The 21029-nt window shown below is 72.1% G+C and carries 12 protein-coding genes; 3 read left to right on the top strand and 9 right to left on the bottom strand.

All coding sequences use genetic code 11. The features are described from left to right. Nucleotides 1-3: 3 nt before the first annotated feature. Nucleotides 4-927, top strand: coding sequence for a sirohydrochlorin chelatase (locus tag Q0994_RS20805; RefSeq protein WP_299537205.1), 924 nt, complete (start codon nucleotides 4-6; stop codon nucleotides 925-927). Nucleotides 928-1180: 253 nt separating this feature from the next. Here the strand turns inward: Q0994_RS20805 and Q0994_RS20800 are convergent, their stop codons facing one another. The 3 genes from Q0994_RS20800 to Q0994_RS20790 all read right to left on the bottom strand — a co-directional run bounded on the left by Q0994_RS20800 (nucleotide 1181) and on the right by Q0994_RS20790 (nucleotide 5485). Then, complete coding sequence (locus Q0994_RS20800) at nucleotides 1181-2236, bottom strand: lactonase family protein (RefSeq protein WP_299537202.1); 1056 nt, start codon at nucleotides 2234-2236, stop codon at nucleotides 1181-1183. Between the two features lie 178 nt (nucleotides 2237-2414). Then, entirely contained in the window at nucleotides 2415-3134 is a 720-nt protein-coding gene (locus tag Q0994_RS20795) for a heparin lyase I family protein (RefSeq protein ID WP_299537199.1), read from the bottom strand. 32 nt (nucleotides 3135-3166) lie between these two features. Beyond that, on the bottom strand, nucleotides 3167-5485 hold the full coding sequence (locus Q0994_RS20790; protein WP_299537196.1) for a glycosyl hydrolase family 95 catalytic domain-containing protein: 2319 nt from the start codon (nucleotides 5483-5485) through the stop codon (nucleotides 3167-3169). Between the two features lie 333 nt (nucleotides 5486-5818). On the opposite strand from Q0994_RS20790, the gene Q0994_RS20785 reads away from it, so the two are divergent. Further along, nucleotides 5819-6985: a substrate-binding domain-containing protein gene (locus Q0994_RS20785; protein ID WP_299537193.1), complete on the top strand. Its 1167-nt coding sequence runs from the start codon at nucleotides 5819-5821 to the stop codon at nucleotides 6983-6985. A gap of 403 nt (nucleotides 6986-7388) precedes the next feature. Then, on the top strand, nucleotides 7389-9791 hold the full coding sequence (locus Q0994_RS20780; RefSeq protein WP_299537189.1) for a polysaccharide lyase 8 family protein: 2403 nt from the start codon (nucleotides 7389-7391) through the stop codon (nucleotides 9789-9791). A 60-nt stretch (nucleotides 9792-9851) separates the two neighbouring features. Here the strand turns inward: Q0994_RS20780 and Q0994_RS20775 are convergent, their stop codons facing one another. The 6 genes from Q0994_RS20775 to Q0994_RS20750 all read right to left on the bottom strand — a co-directional run bounded on the left by Q0994_RS20775 (nucleotide 9852) and on the right by Q0994_RS20750 (nucleotide 20627). Next, nucleotides 9852-11456 carry a glycoside hydrolase family 13 protein gene (locus Q0994_RS20775; RefSeq protein ID WP_299537186.1) on the bottom strand — a complete coding sequence of 535 codons (1605 nt, stop codon included), beginning with the start codon at nucleotides 11454-11456 and terminating at the stop codon, nucleotides 9852-9854. Between the two features lie 134 nt (nucleotides 11457-11590). Beyond that, nucleotides 11591-12466: a carbohydrate ABC transporter permease gene (locus Q0994_RS20770; protein ID WP_299537183.1), complete on the bottom strand. Its 876-nt coding sequence runs from the start codon at nucleotides 12464-12466 to the stop codon at nucleotides 11591-11593. An 18-nt stretch (nucleotides 12467-12484) separates the two neighbouring features. After that, a complete protein-coding gene (locus tag Q0994_RS20765) occupies nucleotides 12485-13444 on the bottom strand; it encodes a carbohydrate ABC transporter permease (protein ID WP_299537180.1) in 960 nt (319 codons plus the stop codon). Nucleotides 13445-13548: 104 nt separating this feature from the next. Further along, entirely contained in the window at nucleotides 13549-14967 is a 1419-nt protein-coding gene (locus Q0994_RS20760; protein ID WP_299537177.1) for an ABC transporter substrate-binding protein, read from the bottom strand. A 262-nt stretch (nucleotides 14968-15229) separates the two neighbouring features. After that, the gene (locus tag Q0994_RS20755) at nucleotides 15230-16237 is read right to left on the bottom strand and encodes a LacI family DNA-binding transcriptional regulator (protein ID WP_299537175.1); all 1008 of its coding nucleotides are present in this window, start codon (nucleotides 16235-16237) and stop codon (nucleotides 15230-15232) included. 100 nt (nucleotides 16238-16337) lie between these two features. Beyond that, nucleotides 16338-20627 (bottom strand): discoidin domain-containing protein, encoded by a 4290-nt coding sequence (locus Q0994_RS20750; RefSeq protein WP_299537172.1) that lies wholly within the window; start codon nucleotides 20625-20627, stop codon nucleotides 16338-16340. Nucleotides 20628-21029 lie beyond the last annotated feature (402 nt).

Below are 21029 nucleotides of genomic sequence, written 5' to 3'. Positions count from 1 at the left end.
GCCATGAGCACCCCCACTGGGCCCGCTTCCGGCCTGCCCGTACGAATGCCGCGACCTCGCCAGTCCGGACGGCACCGCCGCCCGGAGCCCGTGGTCGCACCCGAGGGCGCCGCGGCGCTCGTCCTCGCCGTTCCCGGCGTCCCCTCCCAGGCCACGCGCGGCCTCGCGGAGGAAGTGATCAGCATCGCGCGTTCCGAGCTGCCCGGCCTCAACGCGCGGATCGGCTACCTCGACGGCGACGACGCGGACTTCCCCGCGCTCGCCTCCGTGCTCGCGCAGTGCGCCACCGAGCGGGTCGCCGCGTACGAGCTGGCCACGGCCGTCGGCCGGGAGGTGCCGGCGCCCGAGGGGCCGTCCGCCGTCGTGGTGCCGCTGCTGGCGGGGCCGGACAGTGCCACGATCCGCCGGATACGGCAGGCCGTGATGGACAGTGGCACGCAGGTCGAGCTCACCGACGTGCTGGGTCCGCACCCGCTGCTCGCCGAGGCGCTGCACGTGCGCCTGTCGGAGGCCGGTCTGGCGCGCGCCGACCGCGCCCGGCTGTTCACCGTGGCCACCGCGGCCGACGGCATCGTGCTCGCCACCGTGGGCGGCGAAGAGGCCGTGCGGGCGGCGGGCATCACCGGCATGCTGCTGGCGGCCCGGCTCGCGGTGCCGGTGATGGCGGCGGCGCTGGACATCGACGGCTCCGTCTCCTCGGTCGCCGCGCAGCTCACCGGCTCGGGCTCCGCCCAACTGGCGCTGGCTCCGTACCTGGTGGGTCCGGAGATCGACGCCAGCCTGCTGGAAGGGGCGGCGAAGGAGGTCGGGTGCGCGACGGCCGAGCCGCTCGGCGCCTACCCGGCCATCGGCAAGCTGGTCCTGTCGCTGTACGCCACGACGCTCGGCATCACGCCGGCGACGCCGCAGGGCGCCCAGGCGCACTGATTTCGCGGCGCACTGATGTCGCACCGAACTGATTTCGCAGCGCACTGATTGCGCACCGTCCCACCGTCGGGTCCGCGCGTTCCGGGATTCACCGGGCCGCGCGGCATCCGGGAAAGACGCCGGACGCGTACGACCGCCGCGGGCCCGAGGGCCCGCGGCGGTCGTGTTCGAAGGGGTCGTGTGAAGGGCCTCCCGGCCGGGCCCGCGAGGGCCGTCGCGCGGGCCGGGGACGCGCCCGCGCGCCGGGACGCGGTCAGGCGAAGATCACGCAGCTGACCGCCGGGACGTCCACGGACCCCGCGGCGGTGGGCACTCCGGTCTCCTGGTCGACGGCGAACCGGGCGACGTTCCCGGACCGCTCGTTGGCGGCGTACAGCCACCGGCCGCCGGGGCCGAGCGCGAGGTCGCGCGGCCAGTGGCCGCCGCAGCCGACGGTCGCGGCCAGCAGGGCCTTGCCGCCGGTCTCGTCGAGGGTGAGCACGGAGATCGAGTCGTGGCCCCGGTTGGCGGTCCAGAGGAAACGTCCGTCGGGCGAGACGACGACCTCGGAGGGGTAGGTGCGCTCCTCGCCGTCGCCGAGGGCGTCCTGCGGCAGCACCGGCGTCTCGTGGAGCGGTTCGAGGACCCCGGCGGCGGCGTCCCAGCGGCAGACCGTGAGGGTGGGCTCCAGCTCGTTCAGGACGTACGCGTGACCGCCGGCGGGGTGGAACGCCAGGTGGCGCGGGCCGGTTCCGGGCCGGAGCGCCGTCTCGCCGTGCCGGCGGGTCTCACCGGTCAGCGGGTCGATCTCCTCCACGCGCACCGAGTCGGTGCCGAGGTCCACGCTGAGCAGCCAGCGGCCCGACGGGTCGGGCCGCACCTGGTGGGCGTGCGGGCCCTCCTGGCGCTCGGGGTCCGGGCCCGAACCCTCGTGCTGGATCACGGCCACCGCGGCGCCGAGCGAGCCGTCGTCCCGGGTGGGCAGGACCGTGACGCTGCCGGAGCCGTAGTTGGCGGTGACCAGGTGGCCCGCCGCCAGGGCCAGGTGGGTGGGGCCGTCGCCCTCCACCGACCGGAGCCCGCCCAGCAGCCGGGGGACCTCGCCCGCGACGTCGAAGGCGGCCGCCGCGCCCTCGGCGGTCTCGCTGACGGCGTAGAGGACGGAGCCGTCGCCGGAGGCCGCCAGATAGGAGGGGTCGGGCACCGCGTCGGTCGCGCCGATCAGGGTCAGCTCGCCCGTGTCCCGGTCCACGGCCGCGACGGTCACGCCCGGACCGCCCGCCGAGGTGAAGGAACCCATGAATGCCCGCACGGCGTTGTTGCCGTCCATCGCGTTTACCCCTCTGCACCGTCGTCGTGCGCGCGCCTCGCGCGCACCCGCCCGACGGTAGCAGGCGGGGTCATGAGGTCTAGACCAATATGGCCCGACGTGTCTCCCTGACCGGGAGTGCGCGTGCGGCCCGGCCCCCGCCGGAGCCCCGGGGCCGGCCGGGTCGCACGCGCGCACGTCAGGAGATGTCGGCGTAGGCGGTGCCGATCCGCAGGTCGTCCACCCGGTTGTCCGCCGCGTGCTCCGGCGCGTCCCGGTCGTAGACGCCCCACTTGGGGTCGTTGTACGTGTTCCAGGTGCGGCCGGTGAAGCGGGTGGAGCCGGTGCTGAACGTCTGCCGGACGCCGTTGTACCAGAGTTCCGCCCAGCCGTCCGAGGCGGAGTCCGAGGTGTGGACCGCGAGGCCGATACGGTTCCAGACGGTCGGCGTCACCGGGGTGGACCAGAGCAACTGCCAGCTCTCGGTGGCCCCCTGCGGGATGTGGAACAGCCGGAGCGCGCCGTCCTTGACCGTCATGATGAGCGGGTAGTTCTGGCCTTCGCCGGGATACGACTTCCACTGGAACGTGACGAAGTCGCCGTCGGTGACCGTCAGATAGCTCGACCAGCCCAGGTAGTAGGTGCTGTTGTTCTGGAAGAGGTAGGCGGAGCCGCCCACCTTGACGCCGCGCGCCTCGCAGCGGATCGGTCCGGCGGGCTTGTCCATCCTCCAGTAGGTGTTGCCGCCGGACGTGGCGGCGGTGAGGCTGCCCGGGGCATCGCACTCCACGGTGCGGAAGACACCCGTCCCGCTGCCCGCGTCGCCGTTCCAGATCGTGGACGCATGGGCGGGTGACGCGAGCAGGAGCGAGGCGATGGCCGAGGCCACGGTGGGCAGGAGCAGTGCGCGTGTACGCATGGGACGCCTTCCTGAGGAGCGAACAGGGGGGTCTACGGGTGGCCGGGCAGTCCCCAGCGGGGTGCGGCGGCGCGGGGCCGGACGGCCCGGACGGCGAGTTCGCCGCCGGGGTCTTCGGCGCCGTCGGCGGGCGCCGGGCGGATGTACGCCTCCCGACCGGCTTCGAGGCCGAGGCGTAGGCTGCCGTCGGGCAGGTCGGTGCGGGGCAGTTCCCGGCCGTCGCCGTCGGTGACGGTCACCGGTCCCGGCATGCCGGTCCGCACGACGCAGGGCGCCCCCGCCTCGCTGCGCAGCCGTATCCAGCGGGTGACGCCGCCCTGTCGGGCGGCGCTCAGGAGGAAGGCGCCCTGGGTGCGGAAGTCGTGGACGGTGACGTCCTGCCAGGCGTCCGGCAGCGCCGGGAAGACCCGGATGACGCCGCCCCAGCTCTGGCAGACCATGTCGTGCAGCGACTGGGCGGCGGACAGCGGGGTCTCGATGACCGGGCCGGACTCCTTGTACATGGTGTTGGGCCGGACGAACCGGTCGAGCAGGCTGGTCAGATGACCGGCCGCCTCGTCCCCCCGCCCCATCTGCGCGGCGATCGAAGCCGCCCCGGTGAAGCTGTAGCCCTGAAGGGCCCCTTCGAAGCCGATCCAGTGCCGCAGCGAACGCTCGATGAGGTCCCGGTGAGCGGGGTTCTCCCAGGTGAGTTCGTACAGCGGATAGACGGCGAGCAGATGGGAGTAGTGGCGGTGCGACCGGGCGAACGGCACGCCGGCGCCGATCATCAGTCCGTTCTCGTCCACCGGGTACGGGGTGAGCCGGTCCAGCACCTCGTGCCAGCGGGGGGCGAGCGGGTCGTCGACGCCCAGGAGGTCCGCGGACTCGACCAGGGTGGCGCACCCCCACCGCAGGAGCTGGAGGTCGTAGGTGCAGTCGGGCGCGACCTCGCCGTACTCGGGCGAGAACGTCGGCGGCAGGTGCAGGCGACCGTCCGGGCCGGGGCGCAGGAAGTGCAGATAGTAGGAGACCGCCCGGCGCAGCAGCGGGAAGACGGTGTCCTCCAGGATGCCGCGGTCCATGGTGTGCCGGTAGCTGAGCCAGACGTTGTGCAGGGCCCAGAGGAGGTTGCCGACCTCGGGTGTCGGCTCCTGTTCGCCGGGGACGCCGATGGGACAGCCGCTCCCGGCGGTCTCGTACCCGCCGTCGAGGTACATGTCGGTGGTGCGCGGGAGGCCCGCCGAGTCGGGGCGGTACGGCCCTTCCAGCTGGTCGGTGAGCCGTTGACGATGGGCGGACAACGCCACCGCGGGGGCGTCGAGCTCCAGGTGGTTGGAGCCGTGGATCATCCAGTACTCCAACTGGACGTTGAGGTTCCACCACACCCCGGGCCAGGGGGTGGGCTCCAGCCAGGGGCCGCAGGTCGCCATCACCGGGGCGTCCGCACGGGCCGCGGAGGCGATCTTGTAGAGCTGGATCCAGTAGAAGCTTTGCAGCCGGGCGTCCGGCACGGAGAGGAAGCTCTTGCGGTAGTACGCGCGCCACCCGGCGCGGTGGTCGGCCGTGAGCGGACCGTACGCGAGCGTGGCGGCCCGGCGCACCGCGTCGAGCGCCGCCTCGCGGGCCCCGGGGGCTGGGTACGTCTGGGCGACGTGGGCGGACAGGACGCGGACCTCCCCGTGGGTCCGCTCGGTCCAGGCGGTCGCGTACTCCCCTCCGCCGAGCAGCTTCTGCACGGCGACGGTCTCCCTGCCGCAGGGCTCCACGGTCGCCGGGGGGTGACCGGTGTACCCCTCGGGGACCGGCTTGAAGGCGGCGCGCGGACTGACCGACTCGGCCGGGTGGAAGGTCCAGGAGAAGGCGTGCTCACCGCCGGTCGGGGTGACCTCGACGGCGAGGAGGGACCGCTTGTCGTGCACCACGGCGCGGAGCGCGAGGGTGCCGCGGGTGGTGGTGAGGGTGCCGGCGAGTTCGGCCTCCTGGAGACCGAGCCGCCAGTCCACGGCGGTGACGGCGCCGGCGGTCCTCAGGGTGAAGTGTCCGACGGGGAGCCGCGCCAGACCGAACAGGGCGCCGAACTCCGGTCGGTGGTCCTGGACTTCGCTGTGCTGGACGGTGAACCGGACGGCGTCGGAGCCGGGTTCGGCGTACACGAGGGAGCCCAGCCGGGCGTTGCCGAGGAACGGCCCTTCGTCCCAGGCGCGCGGCAGCGCGTGCCACACGAGGTCGGCTTCGTCGAGGACCCGCGTCCAGACGCCGTCGTCGGCCCGTACGCGTGCGGGACCGGACGGGGCGGGCCCGCGGCCCGGCGGGCGGTCCGGAGCGTTCGCGGTCCCGTGCGGCGACAGGGGTACGGGTACGGGGGGCACGTCGTGTCCTTGCTCTCGGGGCTCGGCCCGCGGGACGGCCGGCCGGAAGCGCGGGGTTGCTTTCGTGACTCCGTGGGCGGTTCGCGCGGCAGCCGTGCGGGCGGGTGGCCGGTGATGCGGCTCCACGCGGTGGGGTTCCCCGGGCCGGGTGTCCGGGGGACGCGGCCCGGGTGCGCGGGCCGTCGCCGACCTTATGGAAAGCCCTTTCGACCGTCAATACATAGTTTCCAAAATCGCTCATCGGGTTCGCTGCCGTAGGCTCGCCCTCGTCATCCCGACGTCGGCCGCACGCGGCGACGGACGGGCGTCCGGCGCCGATCAGCAGGAGTTCCCGTGCGTTTCACGATGGACGAGCGGCACACCCGCATCCTCGAACTCGTGCGGACCCACGGATCGTTGCGGGTGGCCGAGCTCGCGGAGCACCTCGGCGTCTCGCGGGTCACCGCACGCCGGGACGTGGACCTGCTCACCGACCGGGGGACGCTGCGGCGCTCCCGCGGAGCGGTCTCGTGGCCCGGCGCGTCTCCGGTCCCCCGGCTCCCCCGGGCGGGCTCACCGGATTCCGGGCCGCGGCCCGAGGAGGACGGCACCCCCCGCTCGGACGAGATGTTCGGCATGATCCTGCCCCGGACCAGGCACTACTACGACGAGGTCGTCCGGGGCGTCCGGGAGACCGTCGCCGCGGCCGGCGGGCGTCTGGTCCTGGACTTCACCCGCAGCCCTGCGGACACCGGCACGCAGATCGCGCGGATGGCGGACGGGGGCGCCCGCGGCCTGCTGCTGATTCCCGACTGGGCCGACGGATGGAGCGGCCGGGAGCCCTCCGGCACCGACTCCGGCCTCCCCACCGTGCTGCTGGAACGCCGCGGCACGCCCGGTACGCGCGCGGCCCTGCTGGACCGGGTCTGCTCGGACCACGCGGCGGGGGCGGGCCTCGCGGTGACGCACCTGGCCGCCCTCGGGCACCGGCGGTTCGCGCTGGTCGGCGGCCCCAGCCCCACCCGGGCCCAGACCTCGGCGGGGGCCGAGACCGCCCTGCGCGCGCTGGGTCTGGACGAACACCCGCTCGTCGCCTTCGGGTTCACCTCCTACGACCCGGAGGAGGAGCAGCGCGCCACGGCGGACCGGCTGGCCGGGGCGGTGGCCGGGGGCTCGGTGACGGCCGCCCTCGTCATCGACGACTCGGACGCCATGACCCTGGTGCAACTCCTGCGCGAGCGGGGGGTGGAGGTGCCGCGGGACCTGGCTCTGGTGGCGTACGACGACCATGTGGCGTCCCTGTCGCCGCTGCCGCTGACCGCCGTGGCGCTGCCCAAGTACGACGTGGGCAGGATCGCGGTGGAGCTGCTGCGGCGTCGGGTGCGCGAGTCGGGCACGGCGGGCACGGACGCCCCCGCAGGTGCGGAGGCGGGGCCTCGGCACCACCTCGACCTGATGCCCCGGCTGGTGGTCCGCGACTCGTGCGGGGCGCGGCCCGGTCAGGACCTCTCCGCCCGTTAGGGAGAGCCCCGCGTCGGCCCGGTACCGGACGGCGCTCCGGAGAAAGCTCGGCGTCATGTGTTGACACCTGATCGTGGATTGACCAAAACTTCGCATCGAAGCACAACACTTCCCATCCCCGGCCCGGCCCGCTGAACCGCGGCCCCGGCTCCGGAACCGCCCCCTCTCCCCGGCCCGCCCCGCGCACCCCGCAGGCCCCCGCCCCGCCGTGGCCGGGCCGCTCCGCGATCCCCCGCCCCGGCCCCGGCGCGGAGTCCGACACACCCGCCGGGAAAGCGCTTACCGCACTGCGCCTCCTTCCTCCGCTCGCTGCACCGCGCTCACACCGTCCGGCCGCCGCAGCCCGGTCGGTCGCCTCCCCCGCCGTCAACTCGTCGCCCGTGCAACAGTCCAGGAGACCCCGATGCCCGCATCCCCGTACCTCGACCGCCGTACCCTGCTCGCCGCCGGAGGGAGTGCCGCCGTGCTCAGCCTCGCTCCCCCGTCCGGGGCCGCGGCCCAGGGCGCCACCGGCGGTACCGGCGAGGACGAGTTCGGCATTCTTCTCGCACGTGCCGAAGAGCTCATGACGGGCGGCGCCTTCGACCCCGCCGACCCGGCCTACGCGTCCGCGCTGGCCTCCCTCGACGCGAACGCGTCGGCGCTGTGGGCCAGGATGAACCGCGCCGAGGACCGCACCCACCTGTTCGCCGAGTACGCGCCGGCCTCCCTCCCCGGCAACTTCGGCGAGAGCTACCCGCTGCTGCGTTCCCTCGCCGTCGCCTGGGCCACCCCCGGCACCTCACTGACCGGCAGCGCCGAGGTCGCCGAGGAGCTGGTGTCCGCTCTGCGCTTCCTGTACGACGTGGGGTACAACCCGTCGGGGGCCGGGGACGGCAACTGGTGGTACTGGGAGATCGGCGCGCCGCGCAACCTGCTCGACACCTGCGTGCTGCTCCGCGACCGCATCCCGGCGGACGACCTCGCCGCCTACGTGGCGAACGTCGGGACCTGGGTGCCCGACGCCGACAAGCACCACATCCACCCCGACTGGGGCTACATGACCGGGGCCAACCGGTCCGACAAGTCGATCGTCCTGGCGCTCCAGGGGTTGCTCGGCCGCGACTCCGCCAAGATCGCCCAGGCCCGCGACGCGCTCTCCGACGTGAACGGCGGCGGCGCCCGGACGCTGTTCAGCTACTCCTTCGCGGGGGACGGCTTCTACGAGGACGGCTCGTTCGTCCAGCACGGGACCGTCGCCTACACCGGGTCCTACGGCAACGTGACCCTCGGCGGCAGCGCCTTCGTCCTCGCCCTCCTCGGCGGCTCCACCTGGGCCGTCACCGACCCGGGCGTCACGGTGCTGTACGACGCGGTGGACCGCGCCTTCTCGCCGCTGATCCTCGACGGCCTCCTGATGGACTGCGTCCGGGGCAGGGCGGTGTCGCGCGAGAAGGAGCGCGACTTCAACGCGGCCACCGCCACGCTCTCCCACATGCTGCTGCTCGCCTTCGGCGCACCGGCCGACTACGCGGCCCGGTGGCGCGCGCTGGCCAAGGGCTGGATCGAGCGCAACGAACTCAACCCCTCTCTGGAGCGGGCGGGCATCCCGCAGATCACCCGGGCCAGGGCGGTGCTGGACGACGCCACGATCGTCCCGGCGAGACGTCTCACCGGCCACTTCGTCTTCGCCGACATGGACCGCGTGGTGCACCGCCGCCCCACCTGGGCCCTGGCCCTGTCCCTGTCGTCGAACCGCATCGCCTCCTACGAGTCGCTGAACGGCGAGAACATCCGCCCGTGGTACCAGGGCGACGGGATGACCTACCTCCACACGACCGACGATCCGGGCCAGTTCTCCGACGCGTTCTGGCCCACGGTGGACCCCTGCCGGCTGCCCGGCACCACCGTGGACACCCGTCCGCGCGCGGACGTCGCCCCGACCGACCCGTACCGCCCGCAGCCCGCCAACGCGATCGCGGGCGGAGCGGTCCTGGAGGGGCGCTTCGGGGCCGCGGCCCTCGACCTGGACGCGGCGGACGTCACGCTGCGGGCGCGCAAGTCCTGGTTCACCCTCGACAACGTGGTGGTGGCACTCGGCTCGGGCATCACCTCGACCGACGGCCGCACCGTCGAGACGGTCGTGGAGAACCGCAACCTGCACGCCGACGGCACCGGCCGGCTGATCGTCGACGGTGCGTCGCAGCCGGGCGTGCAAGGCTGGTCGGCACGGTTCGACCGGGCCCGGTGGGCCCATCTGGAGGGTGTGGGCGGATACGTCTTCCCCCAGCCCGCCCGGATGCGCGCGCTGCGCGAGGAGCGCACCGGTTCCTGGCGCGACATCAACACCGGCGGCTCGACGGCGTCCCTGACCCGCCGCTACCTCACCCTCTGGTTCGACCACGGGGTCTCCCCCACCGAATCCGACTACGGTTACGTGCTGCTCCCGGGTCTCTCGGCGGCCGCCACCGCCGTCTGGTCGCTCGCCGCTCCGGTACGGGTCGTCGCCCACGACTCCGCGGCGCACGCCGTCGAGGCCCGCCGCGACGGGCTGACCGCCGTGAACTTCTGGGAGCCGGGCACCGCCGCGGGCATCACGTCGAGCGGCCCCGCCTCCGTCCTCGTGCGACGCGCGCACGGCAGGACCACGGTCGCGGTGTCCGACCCGGGCCGCACCCAGGACACCGTCACCGTCCGGCTCCCCTTCGCCGCCCGCGAGGTGGTGCGTGCGGACGGCACCGTGACGGCCGTGCCGGGCCGGCGGCCGGTCGTCACCGTGCGCACCGGCGGCTCACGCGGGCACACCCACACCGTCGAGCTCTCCTGAACGGGCGAACGGCCCGCACCGCACGGGTGGCCGGCGGCGGACCGCCGGCCACCCGTGGCGTCAGACGAGCAGCCAGACCGCGGTGTCCCCGGGAAGCAGCCCGTCGTCGTCCAGTGGGCCGCTGGCCAGCAGGACCTCGCTGTGGGCGGGCAACTCCGCGGCGCGCTCGGCGAGGTTGACCGCGCAGACCAGGCCGGGGCCCCGGCCGAAGACCAGCGCGCCCTCCGGGGCGGGCAGCCAGCGCAGTGGCCCCTGGGCGAAGGCGGGCAGGGTGCGCCGCAGGCGCAGCGCCTCGCGGTAGAGGCTGAGCATCGAGCCGGGGTCGGCGCCCTGCAGGTCGGCGGCGTACGCCTCCCAGCCCTCCGGTTGCGGGAGCCACGGCTCGTCGCCCGCGCCGAAGCCCGCGTGGGGCTCGGCGGCGGCCCACGGGAGCGGGACGCGGCAGCCGTCGCGGCCCGGATCGGTGCCGCCGGAGCGGAAGTGCATCGGGTCCTGGATGCGTTCCCGGGGCACCTCGGCCTCGGGCAGTCCGAGCTCCTCGCCCTGGTAGACGTAGACCGCTCCGGGCAGGGCGAGGGTCAGCAGGGCGGCGGCGCGGGCGCGGCGGGTGCCGAGTTCCAGATCGGTGGGGGTGCCGAACTCCTTGCGGGCGAAGTCGAATCCGGTGTCCTCGCGGCCGTAGCGGGTCACCGTGCGGGTCACGTCGTGGTTGCAGAGGACCCAGGTGGCGGGGGCGCCGACGGGGGCGTGTTCGGCGAGGGTGTCGTCGATGGTCCGGCGCAGCGGGCCGGCCTGCCAGGGGCAGGCGAGGAAGTTGAAGTTGAAGGCGGTGTGCAGTTCGTCGGGGCGGAGGTAGCGGGCGAAGCGTTCGGCGTCCGGGAGCCAGACCTCGCCGACGAAGATCGCGTCGTACTCGTCGGCGATGGCGCGCCACGAGCGGTAGATGTCGTGGAGTTCGTCCTGGTCGATGTAAGGGTGCGGGTCGACGCCCTCCTCGAAGTCGGCGAGCGCCGGGTCCTTGGCGAGCAGGGCGGCGGAGTCGATGCGCACGCCGGCCACGCCGCGTTCGAACCAGAAGCGGAGGATCTCCTCGTGCTCCTGGCGGACGCGGGGGTGCGCCCAGTTGAGGTCGGGTTGTTCCGGGGTGAACAGGTGCAGGTACCACTCGCCGTCGGGGACGCGGGTCCAGGTGCTTCCGGAGAACTGCGAGGGCCAGTCGTTGGGCGGGAGTTCGCCGCTCTCGCCGCGGCCGGGCCGGAAGTGGAAGAGTTCGCGTTCGGGGCTGCCGGGGCCCGCGGCGAGGGCCGCCCTGAACCAGGCGTGCTGGTCGGAGACATGGTTGGGGACGATGTCCACGAGGGTTCTGATGCCGTAGGCGCGGGCCTCGGCGATCAGTTTCTCGGCCTCGGCAAGGGTCCCGAAAGCGGGGTCGATGGTGCGGTAGTCGGCGACGTCGTAGCCGCCGTCGACGAGTGGGGAGACGTACCAGGGGGTGAACCAGACGGCGTCGACGCCCAGTTCGGCGAGGTGGGCCAGCTTCGACCGGACGCCCGCGAGGTCCCCGGTTCCGTCGCCGTCCCCGTCGGCGAAGCTGCGTGGGTACACCTGGTAGATGGCGGCGGTGCGCCACCAGTCGTCGGTGCGGTCCGGGCGAATGGCTGCCACGTGACGGTCCTTTCGGGCAGGGGGTTCCCCCGCCGCCGGCCCGGTCGGCGGGGCGTCGGCGGCCGGCGGCGGCGGAGGCTTCATGGGTGTGCGTGCGGGTGGCGCGGTACGGGAGTGCCGGGCGGGAGGGGCGGTCAGCCCTTGAGGCCCCCGGCGGTGAGGCCGCTCATGATGTTCCGCTGGAAGACCAGGAAGATCAGGAGTGTCGGCAGCGAGGCGATGGTGAGCGCGGCGATCAGCACGTTCTCGGGCACGCCGGTGGAGAGGGAGTAGATGCCGACGTTGAGGGTCTGCAGGGCCGGGTCCGGCAGGGTGAGCATCGGCCAGAGGAAGTCCTTCCAGACGCCGACCACCGCGAAGATGGAGACCACGCCGAGGATCGGCCGGGAGAGCGGCAGCACGATCGAGCGCAGGATGCGCATCGGCGAGGCCCCGTCCATCGAGGCGGCGTCCAGCAGTTCCTTCGGGAGGGAGTCGAAGAACCGCTTCAGCAGGAAGATGTTGAAGGCGTTGGTCACCGACGGGAGCCAGATGACCCACGGCGAGTTCAGCAGGTTGCGTTCGACGACCGGCACGTCGAGGACGGTCAGGTACTGCGGGACGACGAGCACGGTCGCCGGGATCATCAGGGTGGCGAGCATCATGCCGAGGATCGCCTTGCCGAAGACCGGGCGCAGCCGGGAGAGCGAGTAGGCCGCGGCCACGTCGAACACCAGCTGGAACGCGAGGGCGCCGAACGCGTAGTAGAGGGTGTTGAACAGGAGTCTGGCGAGGTCCATGACCTCCCAGGCGCGGGAGTAGTTCTCCGTGTGGACCGCGTCGGGGACGAGGGTCGGCGGGATCTGCACGGCCTCCTGGGTGGACTTGAGGCCGCTGGAGGCGAGCCAGTAGAGCGGCCCGAGGAAGACCAGGGTGAACAGGCCGACGACGAGTACGAGGGTCACCCAGTAGAGGACCTTGCCGCGGGGCCTGGCGAGCTGGGCGGGCGAGATGAGCGTGCGTGTGGACATCGTTGGTATCCCCCGGTCCTACTCGTCCTCGGCGCGGCTGAGCTTCACGTACGCGGCGGAGACTCCGGCGAGCAGTACGAGGAGCAGCAGGCCGAGCGCGGCAGCGGCGCCGTAGTCGTTGAAGTTGAAGGCGTACTGGTAGATGAGGTGGACGACGGTGGTGGTCGATCCCTCGGGGCCGGCGCCGCCGGTGAGCAGGAACGGCTCCACGAACACCTGCATGGTGGCGATCACCTGCATGAGCAGCAGCAGCGAGAGGATCAGCCGGGTCTGCGGGACGGTCACGTGCCAGATCTTGCGCAGCAGTCCGGCCCCGTCGAGCTCGGCCGCCTCGTACAGCTCGCCGGGGATGCCCTGGAGGGCGGCGAGGTAGATCAGGGTCGCACCGCCCATGTTCATCCAGGTCGAGGCGACGACGACGGAGAGCATGGCGGTGTCGGGGTCCTGCAGCCACTGCTGGGCGGGGAGGCCGAACGTGCCGAGGAGTTCGTTGAGCAGGCCGTAGCCGGGGTCGTAGAGGTACTTGAAGAGCAGCACGGACGCGACCGGCGGCAGCATGACCGGGAGGTAGACCAGCAGCCTGAGGTAGCCCCGGGCGTGCCGGAACTCGTTGAGGACCACCGCGACGACGAACGGCACGGCGAAGCCGAGCAGCAGCGCCAGCGCGGTGAAGAGCAGGGTGTTGCGCCAGGCCTGCCAGAACGCCGGGTCGGCGGCGACGGTGGCGAAGTTGTCCAGGCCGGCCCAGCTGGTCCGGCCGGCTTCGGTCTTCTGGAAGGCGAGCAGGAACTCCCGGACCATCGGGTACCAGGAGAAGACCGAGAAGCAGAGCACGGCGCCGATCAGGAAGCCGTGGGCGGTGAGGTTGCGGCGGAGGCGCAGGGCGAAGGACCCGCCGGAGGGCCGCGGCCCGTCGCCGCGGCGGGGGAAGTGGCCGGGCTCCTTCGCCGTCGGCGGGGAGAGGGTGGGGGCCGACATCGTCGCCTCCTCGGTTCAGGGGTGCCGGGGCCCGGTGCTGCGGGGCCGGGTCCGGACGCGGACAGGGTGCCGGAGGGCCGGCGGGGCCGGCCTCCGGAGCCGGGTCACTGGTGGGACAGGACCTGGTTGACCTGGTCCTCCGCGGTGGACAGGAGCTTGTCGATGTCGGCGTCCTTGTTGGTGAGCAGGCCCGACATCACGTTGTCGAGGACCTTGTACACCTCCTGCGCCTTCGGCGGTTCGGCCTTGCCGGGGACGGGGTTGTCCATGAACGTCTTGAAGTTGGCGACGGGCATCGTGGCGTGCTCGACCCGGGCGGCGTCGTCCTTCGCCTTGGAGTCGCCGAGCCAGAAGTTGGGCTGCGGGACGCCGACGGGCAGCTTGTCCGCCTTGGTGCGGGCCCAGTCGAACTGCCCCTTGCCGACGGTCAGGTTCTTGAAGTTCAGCCAGGCGACGGCGGCCTTGATCTTGTCGGAGGAGATGCCCTGCTTGATCGTGTAGTTGTTGCCGCCCGCGAGGGTGCTGCGCCCGCCGGGGATCGGTCCCATGCCGAAGTTCTCGTACTGGGCGCCGAGTTGCTGCACCATGTACGCGATGTCGTCGGGCGCGGCGAGGAACATGCCCAGCTTGTCGGTGGCTATCTGCTTCTGCAGGTCGCCCCACTTGAGGAGCTGGGTCTTGCCCATGCTGTCGTCCTCCCAGCGCATGGCGTGGAGGTTCTCGGCGACCTGGCGGCCGAGGTCGTCGTTGAAGGCGGCCTTCTTCCCGCTCGCGTCGACGACCTCGCCGCCGATGCTGTACATCTGGGCGGTGAAGTGCCAGCCTCCGGTGTTGCCGGCGCTGTACTCGCCGAAGCCGGCGATGCCCTTGCCGAGTCCGGCGATCTTCTTGGCGGCGGTCCGGACCTCGGCCCAGGTGCGCGGCGGGGCGTCGGGGTCCAGGCCGGCCTGCTGGAAGAGCTTGCGGTTGACGAGCAGGCCCATGGTGTAGTTGCTGGTGGGCAGCCCGTAGAGCTTGCCGTCGTGCTTCAGGGAGTTGAGGACATGGGGGTCGATGTCCTTCAACAGCGGCACGGTCGTGTCGTTGACGTACGCGCTGATGTCGGCGGCGCCGTCGTTGTCCAGGACCTGCGGCAGGTCGGTGAAGTAGGTGTAGAAGACGTCCGGTTGCGACTTGGCCTTGAGCATCGCGGTGAAGCGCGGGGGTTCCAGGCACTGGCCGGGGGTCGAGCGGCCGGAGACGGTGACGTTCGGGTAGGTCTTGTTGAACGCGGCGACGTCCTCCTTCCACTCCTTCAGCTCGGCCGCCTTCGCGGCGGGCGGCATGCAGTCGATGGTGATCGTCACCTTGGTCTTCGGGTCCAGCGGAGCGGCGGGGTCGGAGGCCGCGCCGTTCTCGGAGCCGTCCTTGCCGTCGTCGCTGCTGCTGCTCGTGCCGCAGGCGGCGAGAGCGGTGAGCGCGAGTGCGGAGACGAGGGTGACCGCGCTGGCGCGGTGGGTACGGCGGAACCGGGCGCTTCTCATGGATGATCCCCTTCGGGCATGAAGGTCGGGTCGCTCCACGCCGATGCGTGGTGAGGCGACGCACACTCAACCACCGCCCTCAGATGAACGCAATATCTCGCGCTGATTTCGTAAAAGTTCGACAGGTGACTGCATGTTCCGTTTCCCGGTGGGCTTCCACGAGGCTGATCGCTGTCGGCATCGGGCGTGGGAACGCCGCAGGTCCCCTCCCGCGCACACGGGGAGGGGACCTGCGGATCTGCGGGGGTACGGGCCGGCCGGGCTACCGGGGGGCCTGTGCGGTCGAGCCGCGCACCACCAGTTCCGGTTCGAAGAGCAGCTCGCCCGGGTGCACTTCGCCGCCCTGGATCTGCGCGCACAGCAGTTCCACGGCGGCCCGGCCCATCGCCTCGATGGGCTGGCGCACGGTGGTCAGCGGCGGCTCGGTGCAGTTCATGAACGCGGAGTCGTCGTAACCGACCACGGAGACCTCACCGGGCACCGCGAGTCCGCGCCTGCGGGCCGCGCGGACCGCGCCGAGCGCCAGCGGGTCGCTGGCGCAGACGATGGCGGTGGCGCCCCGGTCCAGCAGACGGGTGGCGGCGGCCTGGCCGCCCTCCAGGGAGAACATCGTCCGCTCCACCCACTCGTCGGACAGTTCGCGCCCGCCCGACCGGGCGATCTCGCGTGCCGCCGCCAACTTGCGCCGCGAGGGGATGTGGTCGGCCGGGCCGAGCACCAGTCCGATCGACTCGTGCCCGAGGGACACCAGGTGGCGCCAGGCCTGCTCGACGGCGACCGCGTCGTCGCAGGAGATGCCGGGGAAGTCGAGGTTCTCTATCGAGGCGTTGATGAGGACGACCGGGATCTTGCGTTCCGCGAGCCGCCGGTAGTGGTCGTGCGGGGCGTCCGCCTGCGCGAACAGCCCGCCGGCGAAGACGACGCCGGAGACCTGCTGCTGGAGCAGCAGGTCCACATAGTCGGCCTCGGAGACGCCGCCCTTGGTCTGGGTGCAGAGCACCGGCGTGAGTCCCTGCTGGGCGAGCGCGCCGCCGATCGCCTCGGCGAGGGCGGGGAAGATCGGGTTCTGGAGTTCCGGCAGGACCAGGCCCACGAGCCGGGCGCGTTCGCCCCGGAGCTGGGTGGGGCGCTCGTAGCCGAGCACGTCCAGCGCGGTGAGCACGGACTGGCGGGTCGCCTGGGAGACACCCGGCTTGCCGTTGAGGACCCGGCTGACCGTGGCCTCGCTGACACCCACCTTCTTCGCTACCTGAGCAAGTCGTCGCGTCATGAGCGCAAGACTAACGCAAGTTCCGCAAGGAACTTGCGTCAGTCTCACGATCCGTCGCGGCGGGGACGCGACCGCTCCCCCGCCGCGCCGCCCGCTCCCTCTACGGGTTGATCTGGATCTTGAAGGTGGAGGTGGTGTTCCGTACGTCCACCGCGTTGCCGGACAGCCTCAGGCCGTTGAAGGTCACCTCGCCGACCGCGGGCCCCTGGCCGGATTCCGGCAGTTCGTTGGCCCACAGACCGAACCCGGACTTCGCGTCGAAGGCGTCACCGCTCTTGCGCGCCCCGGTGATCGAGACGTCCGTGAAGACCGTGTCCTTGATCGGGAACTGGGGCTGACCGCCGACGTAGTTGGTCTGGAACATCACCCCGCTGTAGGTCGGATCGACGATGTCGACGTTGCTCACCCTGATGCCCTGGAAGACCTTCGAGGCGGAGAACACCCAGATCGCCGGGAAGGTCTGCGATCCCCAGAAGTGTCCGCCGGCCCGTTCGATCGAGATGTTCTCGAAGGAGGTGGGCTCGGTCCCGAAGCCGTTCATCGGGTAGCCGAAGTCCAGCGAGGAGATGGTGATCCCCGCGTAGACGAGGGTGTCCGCGACGCGGATGTTGCGGAAGGTGTTGGCGTAGCCGCCGTAGACCGCGATGCCCGCGGCCCGCCAGGTCAGCAGCGTCGTCAGGTTCTCGTAGACGTTGTTCTTCATGTCCGCGCCGCCGGCGTCGATCGCCGAGAACAGCGCGAAGCTGTCGTCGCCGGTGGCCCGCGCCTCGTTGTTGGACACCAGGTTGTCCGTGGAGCCGTTGGTCATGTTGACGCCGTCGGCGAACATGTTCCGGATCCGGGAGTTCTTGATCGTGATCCGGTCGGTGTTGGCGCCCCAGTAGAGGCACACCATGTGCTCGTTCCAGATGTTGTCGATGACGATGTCCTGGACGTTGGCGAAGTCGAAGACCTTGCCGGGACCGTCGATCCGCGAGGTGTAGTTGCCGAAGTAGGCGAAGTTCGCGAACGACGAGCCCTTCGCGGTCGCGTCGGCCCGCCATCCGATGTCGGTGTTCTCCTGTCCCGGAGGAGCCTTGAACTTGGTGTACCAGGGACCGGCTCCGACGACCTTCACGGCCTTGCCGTAGACCTGGAACTTGCTGGAGGTCTCGTAGTCCCCGGCCGGCAGGTAGACGCCGACCAGCGTGCCGGTGGTGTCCATCCGGACCCGGTCGAGGGCGTTCTGCACGTCCTGGTGGGTGAAGCCGGCCGGAACGGTGTACGCCGCCGGGTCCGGGTTGGCGATCTGCGCGACCTGCTCCAGGCTGACGAAGTCGATCGCGTAGGCGGAGGTGTTCGCGGCGTCCTTCTGGAGCCGGATCCTGCTGCCCGCCGGGACCGTCTCGCCGAGCGCGAGGTGCGCCTCGTCGTAGATGTGGCGCGGGGCGCCGGAGGAGGGGGAGTTGCCGGGTGCGGCCTCGGCACCGTACAGCCAGGCGTACTTCGAGGTGAGCGGCAGCGTCTTCTTCATGACGCCGTCGACGTAGACGTTGAGGGTGGTGTCGATGCCGCCGCCGCCCGGGGCGTCCGGTACCGAGAACCGGGTGACGAGGGTGTTGGTGGAGGCGCGGGTGGTGAACTCGACGTACTCGCCGGTGGCGTCCAGGTTGACCGCCTTGCGGCCGGACGCCTCGCCCGCGATGTCGCCGACGGTGCGGTTGGGTCCGACCACCTGGGCGCCGCCGCCGGGGGTGCCGTCCTCGGCCTCGTACAGGTCGAACGGCATGTCGGCGCCGCGGCCCACGAAGAGGGGCCGGCTGGAGGCGTTGTTGGCCCGCTTGACCGGCAGTTCGTTGGCGTCGTCGGCGAGGGTCACCTTGACCGTGAACGAACCGTTGGAGGCGGCCCAGGCACCGAGCTTCACCGGCACGGCGGTCGCGCCCGGCGCGAGGGCCCCGGTGAACGCGCCGGTCAGGGTCTTGACGGTCGCGCCCTTGGAGTCGACCACGGCCAGGGTCACCCCGTGGCTGCCCGGAGCCGCGGCGACGCTGCCCTGGTTCTTGACGGCGACGGAGAAGGTGACGTCGTCGCCGGCCGCCGGGCTGGACGGCGAGGTGGTCACGGAGGAGGCGATCAGGTCCGAACTGGAGACCGGCTTCACCACCAGCGGGTCGGTACCGGTCCAGGCGTTGTTGGTCTCGTTCTGCTCGATGACCTGGCCCGCCGGGTCGACGACCGCGCCGAGCTGGTAGCTGCCCGCCCCGCGCGCGCCGACGGAGGCGCTGACGGTGGTCTGCGCCCCGGCGGCCAGCGCGCCGACCGACGCGGTGGCGACCTTGGCGCCCGCCAGGCGCAGCTCCACCGTGGTGGCCGGCGAGGCGGCCGGGCCGCTGTTGCGGACGGTGGCCCGCAGGGTGATGTCGTCCGACTCGACCGGGGCGGCGGGGGCCGCCGTCACTCCGGTCACCTCCAGGTCCGGGTTGGGGGCCGGAACCCCGATGACCTGGAACTCGGCGATCTGACCGGCCGGGGAGCCGGAGTTGGCGGTGAACTTCAGCTGCACGTCGGCGACCCGTCCGGAGACGGGCACGGTGACGCTGTTGCCGCTCGCCGGGGAGAACGCGTAGCTCCTGGCCGGGACGAGGCTGGTGAACGACGTGGCGCTCTGCTCGCGTCCGAGCACCTCGACGGTCTGGTCGCGGGCCGCCCAGGCGCTGTCCGGGTTGAGCTTGAGCACCAGGTGACTCAGGTCCGCGTTGGAGCCCAGCTTGACCGTGAGGGTGTTCGGGTAGCTGCCGCCCGCGCCCTCCCAGTAGGTGGTCACGTTGTTGTCGTTGGCGTTGACGGCCGCGTAGGTGTGGACGACGGAGGAGGCGCTGATCTCCTTGCCGACCGCCAGGTTGGAGCCGGTCGTCCCGGAGCCGTTGCGGGTGACGGCGTTGCTGTTGCCCGACTGGTTGCCGGCCGCGTCCTTGGCGCGCACCCAGTACGCGACGGTGGCGGAGGCGGGCTGGCTGTCGGTGTACGAGGTGACCCCGGCGCCGACGCTGCCCCGGAGGGTGTTGTTGGCGTAGACGTCGTACCCGGTGACACCGGTGTTGTCGCTCGACGCACCCCAGGTCAGCCGGATCTGGCCGCTCGCCGGCTCGGTGAACGCCAGGTTCGAGGGGGCGGTGGGCGCCTGCGTGTCGCCGGTCGCGCCGCGCCGGGTGACGGTGTTGCTGTTGGCCGACTGGTTCCCGGCCGCGTCCTTGGCGCGCACGTAGTACGCGACGGTGGCGGAGGCGGGGCGGGTGTCGGTGTACGTGGTCACCCCGGCGCCCACGCTGGTCAGCAGCGCGTTGTCGGCGTAGACGTCGTACCCGGTGACGCCGGTGTTGTCGGTGGACGCGCCCCAGGTCAGCTTGATCTGGCCGGTCGCGGGCTCGGTGTAGGCGAGGTTCGACGGGGCGGTCGGCGCCTGCGTGTCACCGGTCTCGGGGCCGTATATCTCCAGTTCGGAGACCTGCGCGCCCGGCTGCACGCTGTTGGCGGTGACGGCCACGCGGACGTAGCGGGTGGTGGCGGCGTCGAAGGTGATCGTCGCCGACTGGCCGCCGGCGCTGTCGAAGGTGTACGCCTGCGACGCGGTGAGGTCGGTGAAGGCGGAGCCGTTGGTGCTGCCCTGGATCTTCAGCGTCTGGCTGCGCGGACCCCAGCCGTCGGGCAGCTTGAGCACCACCCGGTCGACGCGGACGGCGGAGCCGAGGTCGGCCTGGATCCACTGCGGGAAGGCGTTGTTGGCGCTCTCCCAGTAGGTGGCCTTGTTGCCGTCGTTGGCGTTCGGGGCCGGGTAGACGTCGGTGTGGCTGCTGGCGGTGAGGGTGCGGCCGCTCGCCAGGTTGACCGAGGCCGCGGCCGCGGTGTGCACCACCAGCTCGGAGAGCTGGGCGGCCCGTCCGGCGCTGTTGCCGGTGATGGCGACCCGCACCCAACGGGTCTTGGTGGCGGGGAAGTTCACCTTCACCACGTTGGCCGCGGCGGGACTGAAGGTGTAGGTGGCGGAGGTCTTCAGGGTGGCGAAGCTGGTGCCGTCGGTGCTTCCCTGCACCGAGAGGGTCTGGCTGCGGCTCTCCCAGCCGGCCGGCAGCTTGAGCACGACCCCGTCGGCCCTGACCGTGGAGCCCAGATCGGTCTGGACCCACTGCGGCAGCCGGCCCCCCGCGCTCTGCCAGTAGGTGTTCTGGTTACCGTCGGTGACGCCGCCCGCGGCGTAGCGGCTCTGGGCGCTGCTCGCCGCCGCGGGACGGCCGCCCGCCGCGTCGGGGCCGCCGGCCGCGGACGCGGTCAGCGCGGGCCAGCCGAGCGTCAGCAGGCTGGTGACGACCGCGGCGGCCAGGCCGCGCGTTCGCCAACGTTGCACTCTCATGGATCCTCGATCCTCGGCCTCGCGCCCTGACGGCGTCGAGGCACGGCTCAGTCGATGGGGCGATGAGGATTGGATTTATGCGTTCAGCAATACAGGCTTTGCGTTGAACGCTCAGAGAGTTGCAGACAACCCGAGACCCGTCTACCGGTCGCGCAGCCACCGATCGACGGGCCACGGAGGGCTCACCGGCCAACACCGGTGCGTACCAGCGGCTTTCACGGGAGCTGTCGGGAAACGCAAGTTCCCGGCACCGCACGCAAACCGTTTACGCCCTCCCGCAAGGCCGCATCCCCGCCGGACATCCCCGGGGCGGCGTTCGCCCTGCTCGGGAGCCCGCACCGGAAGCGGATCCGGACGGAAAGCGTCCGCCGTACGGGGCCGGGTGCGGGTTCCGCGGCCGGA

Origin of the sequence: uncultured Streptomyces sp. (genome assembly GCF_947488945.1) — a bacterium.
Taxonomy (GTDB): Bacteria; Actinomycetota; Actinomycetes; order Streptomycetales; family Streptomycetaceae; genus Streptomyces.
Note: the sequence above shows the minus strand (reverse complement) of the source record. Positions and strands in the feature narration are given on the sequence as shown.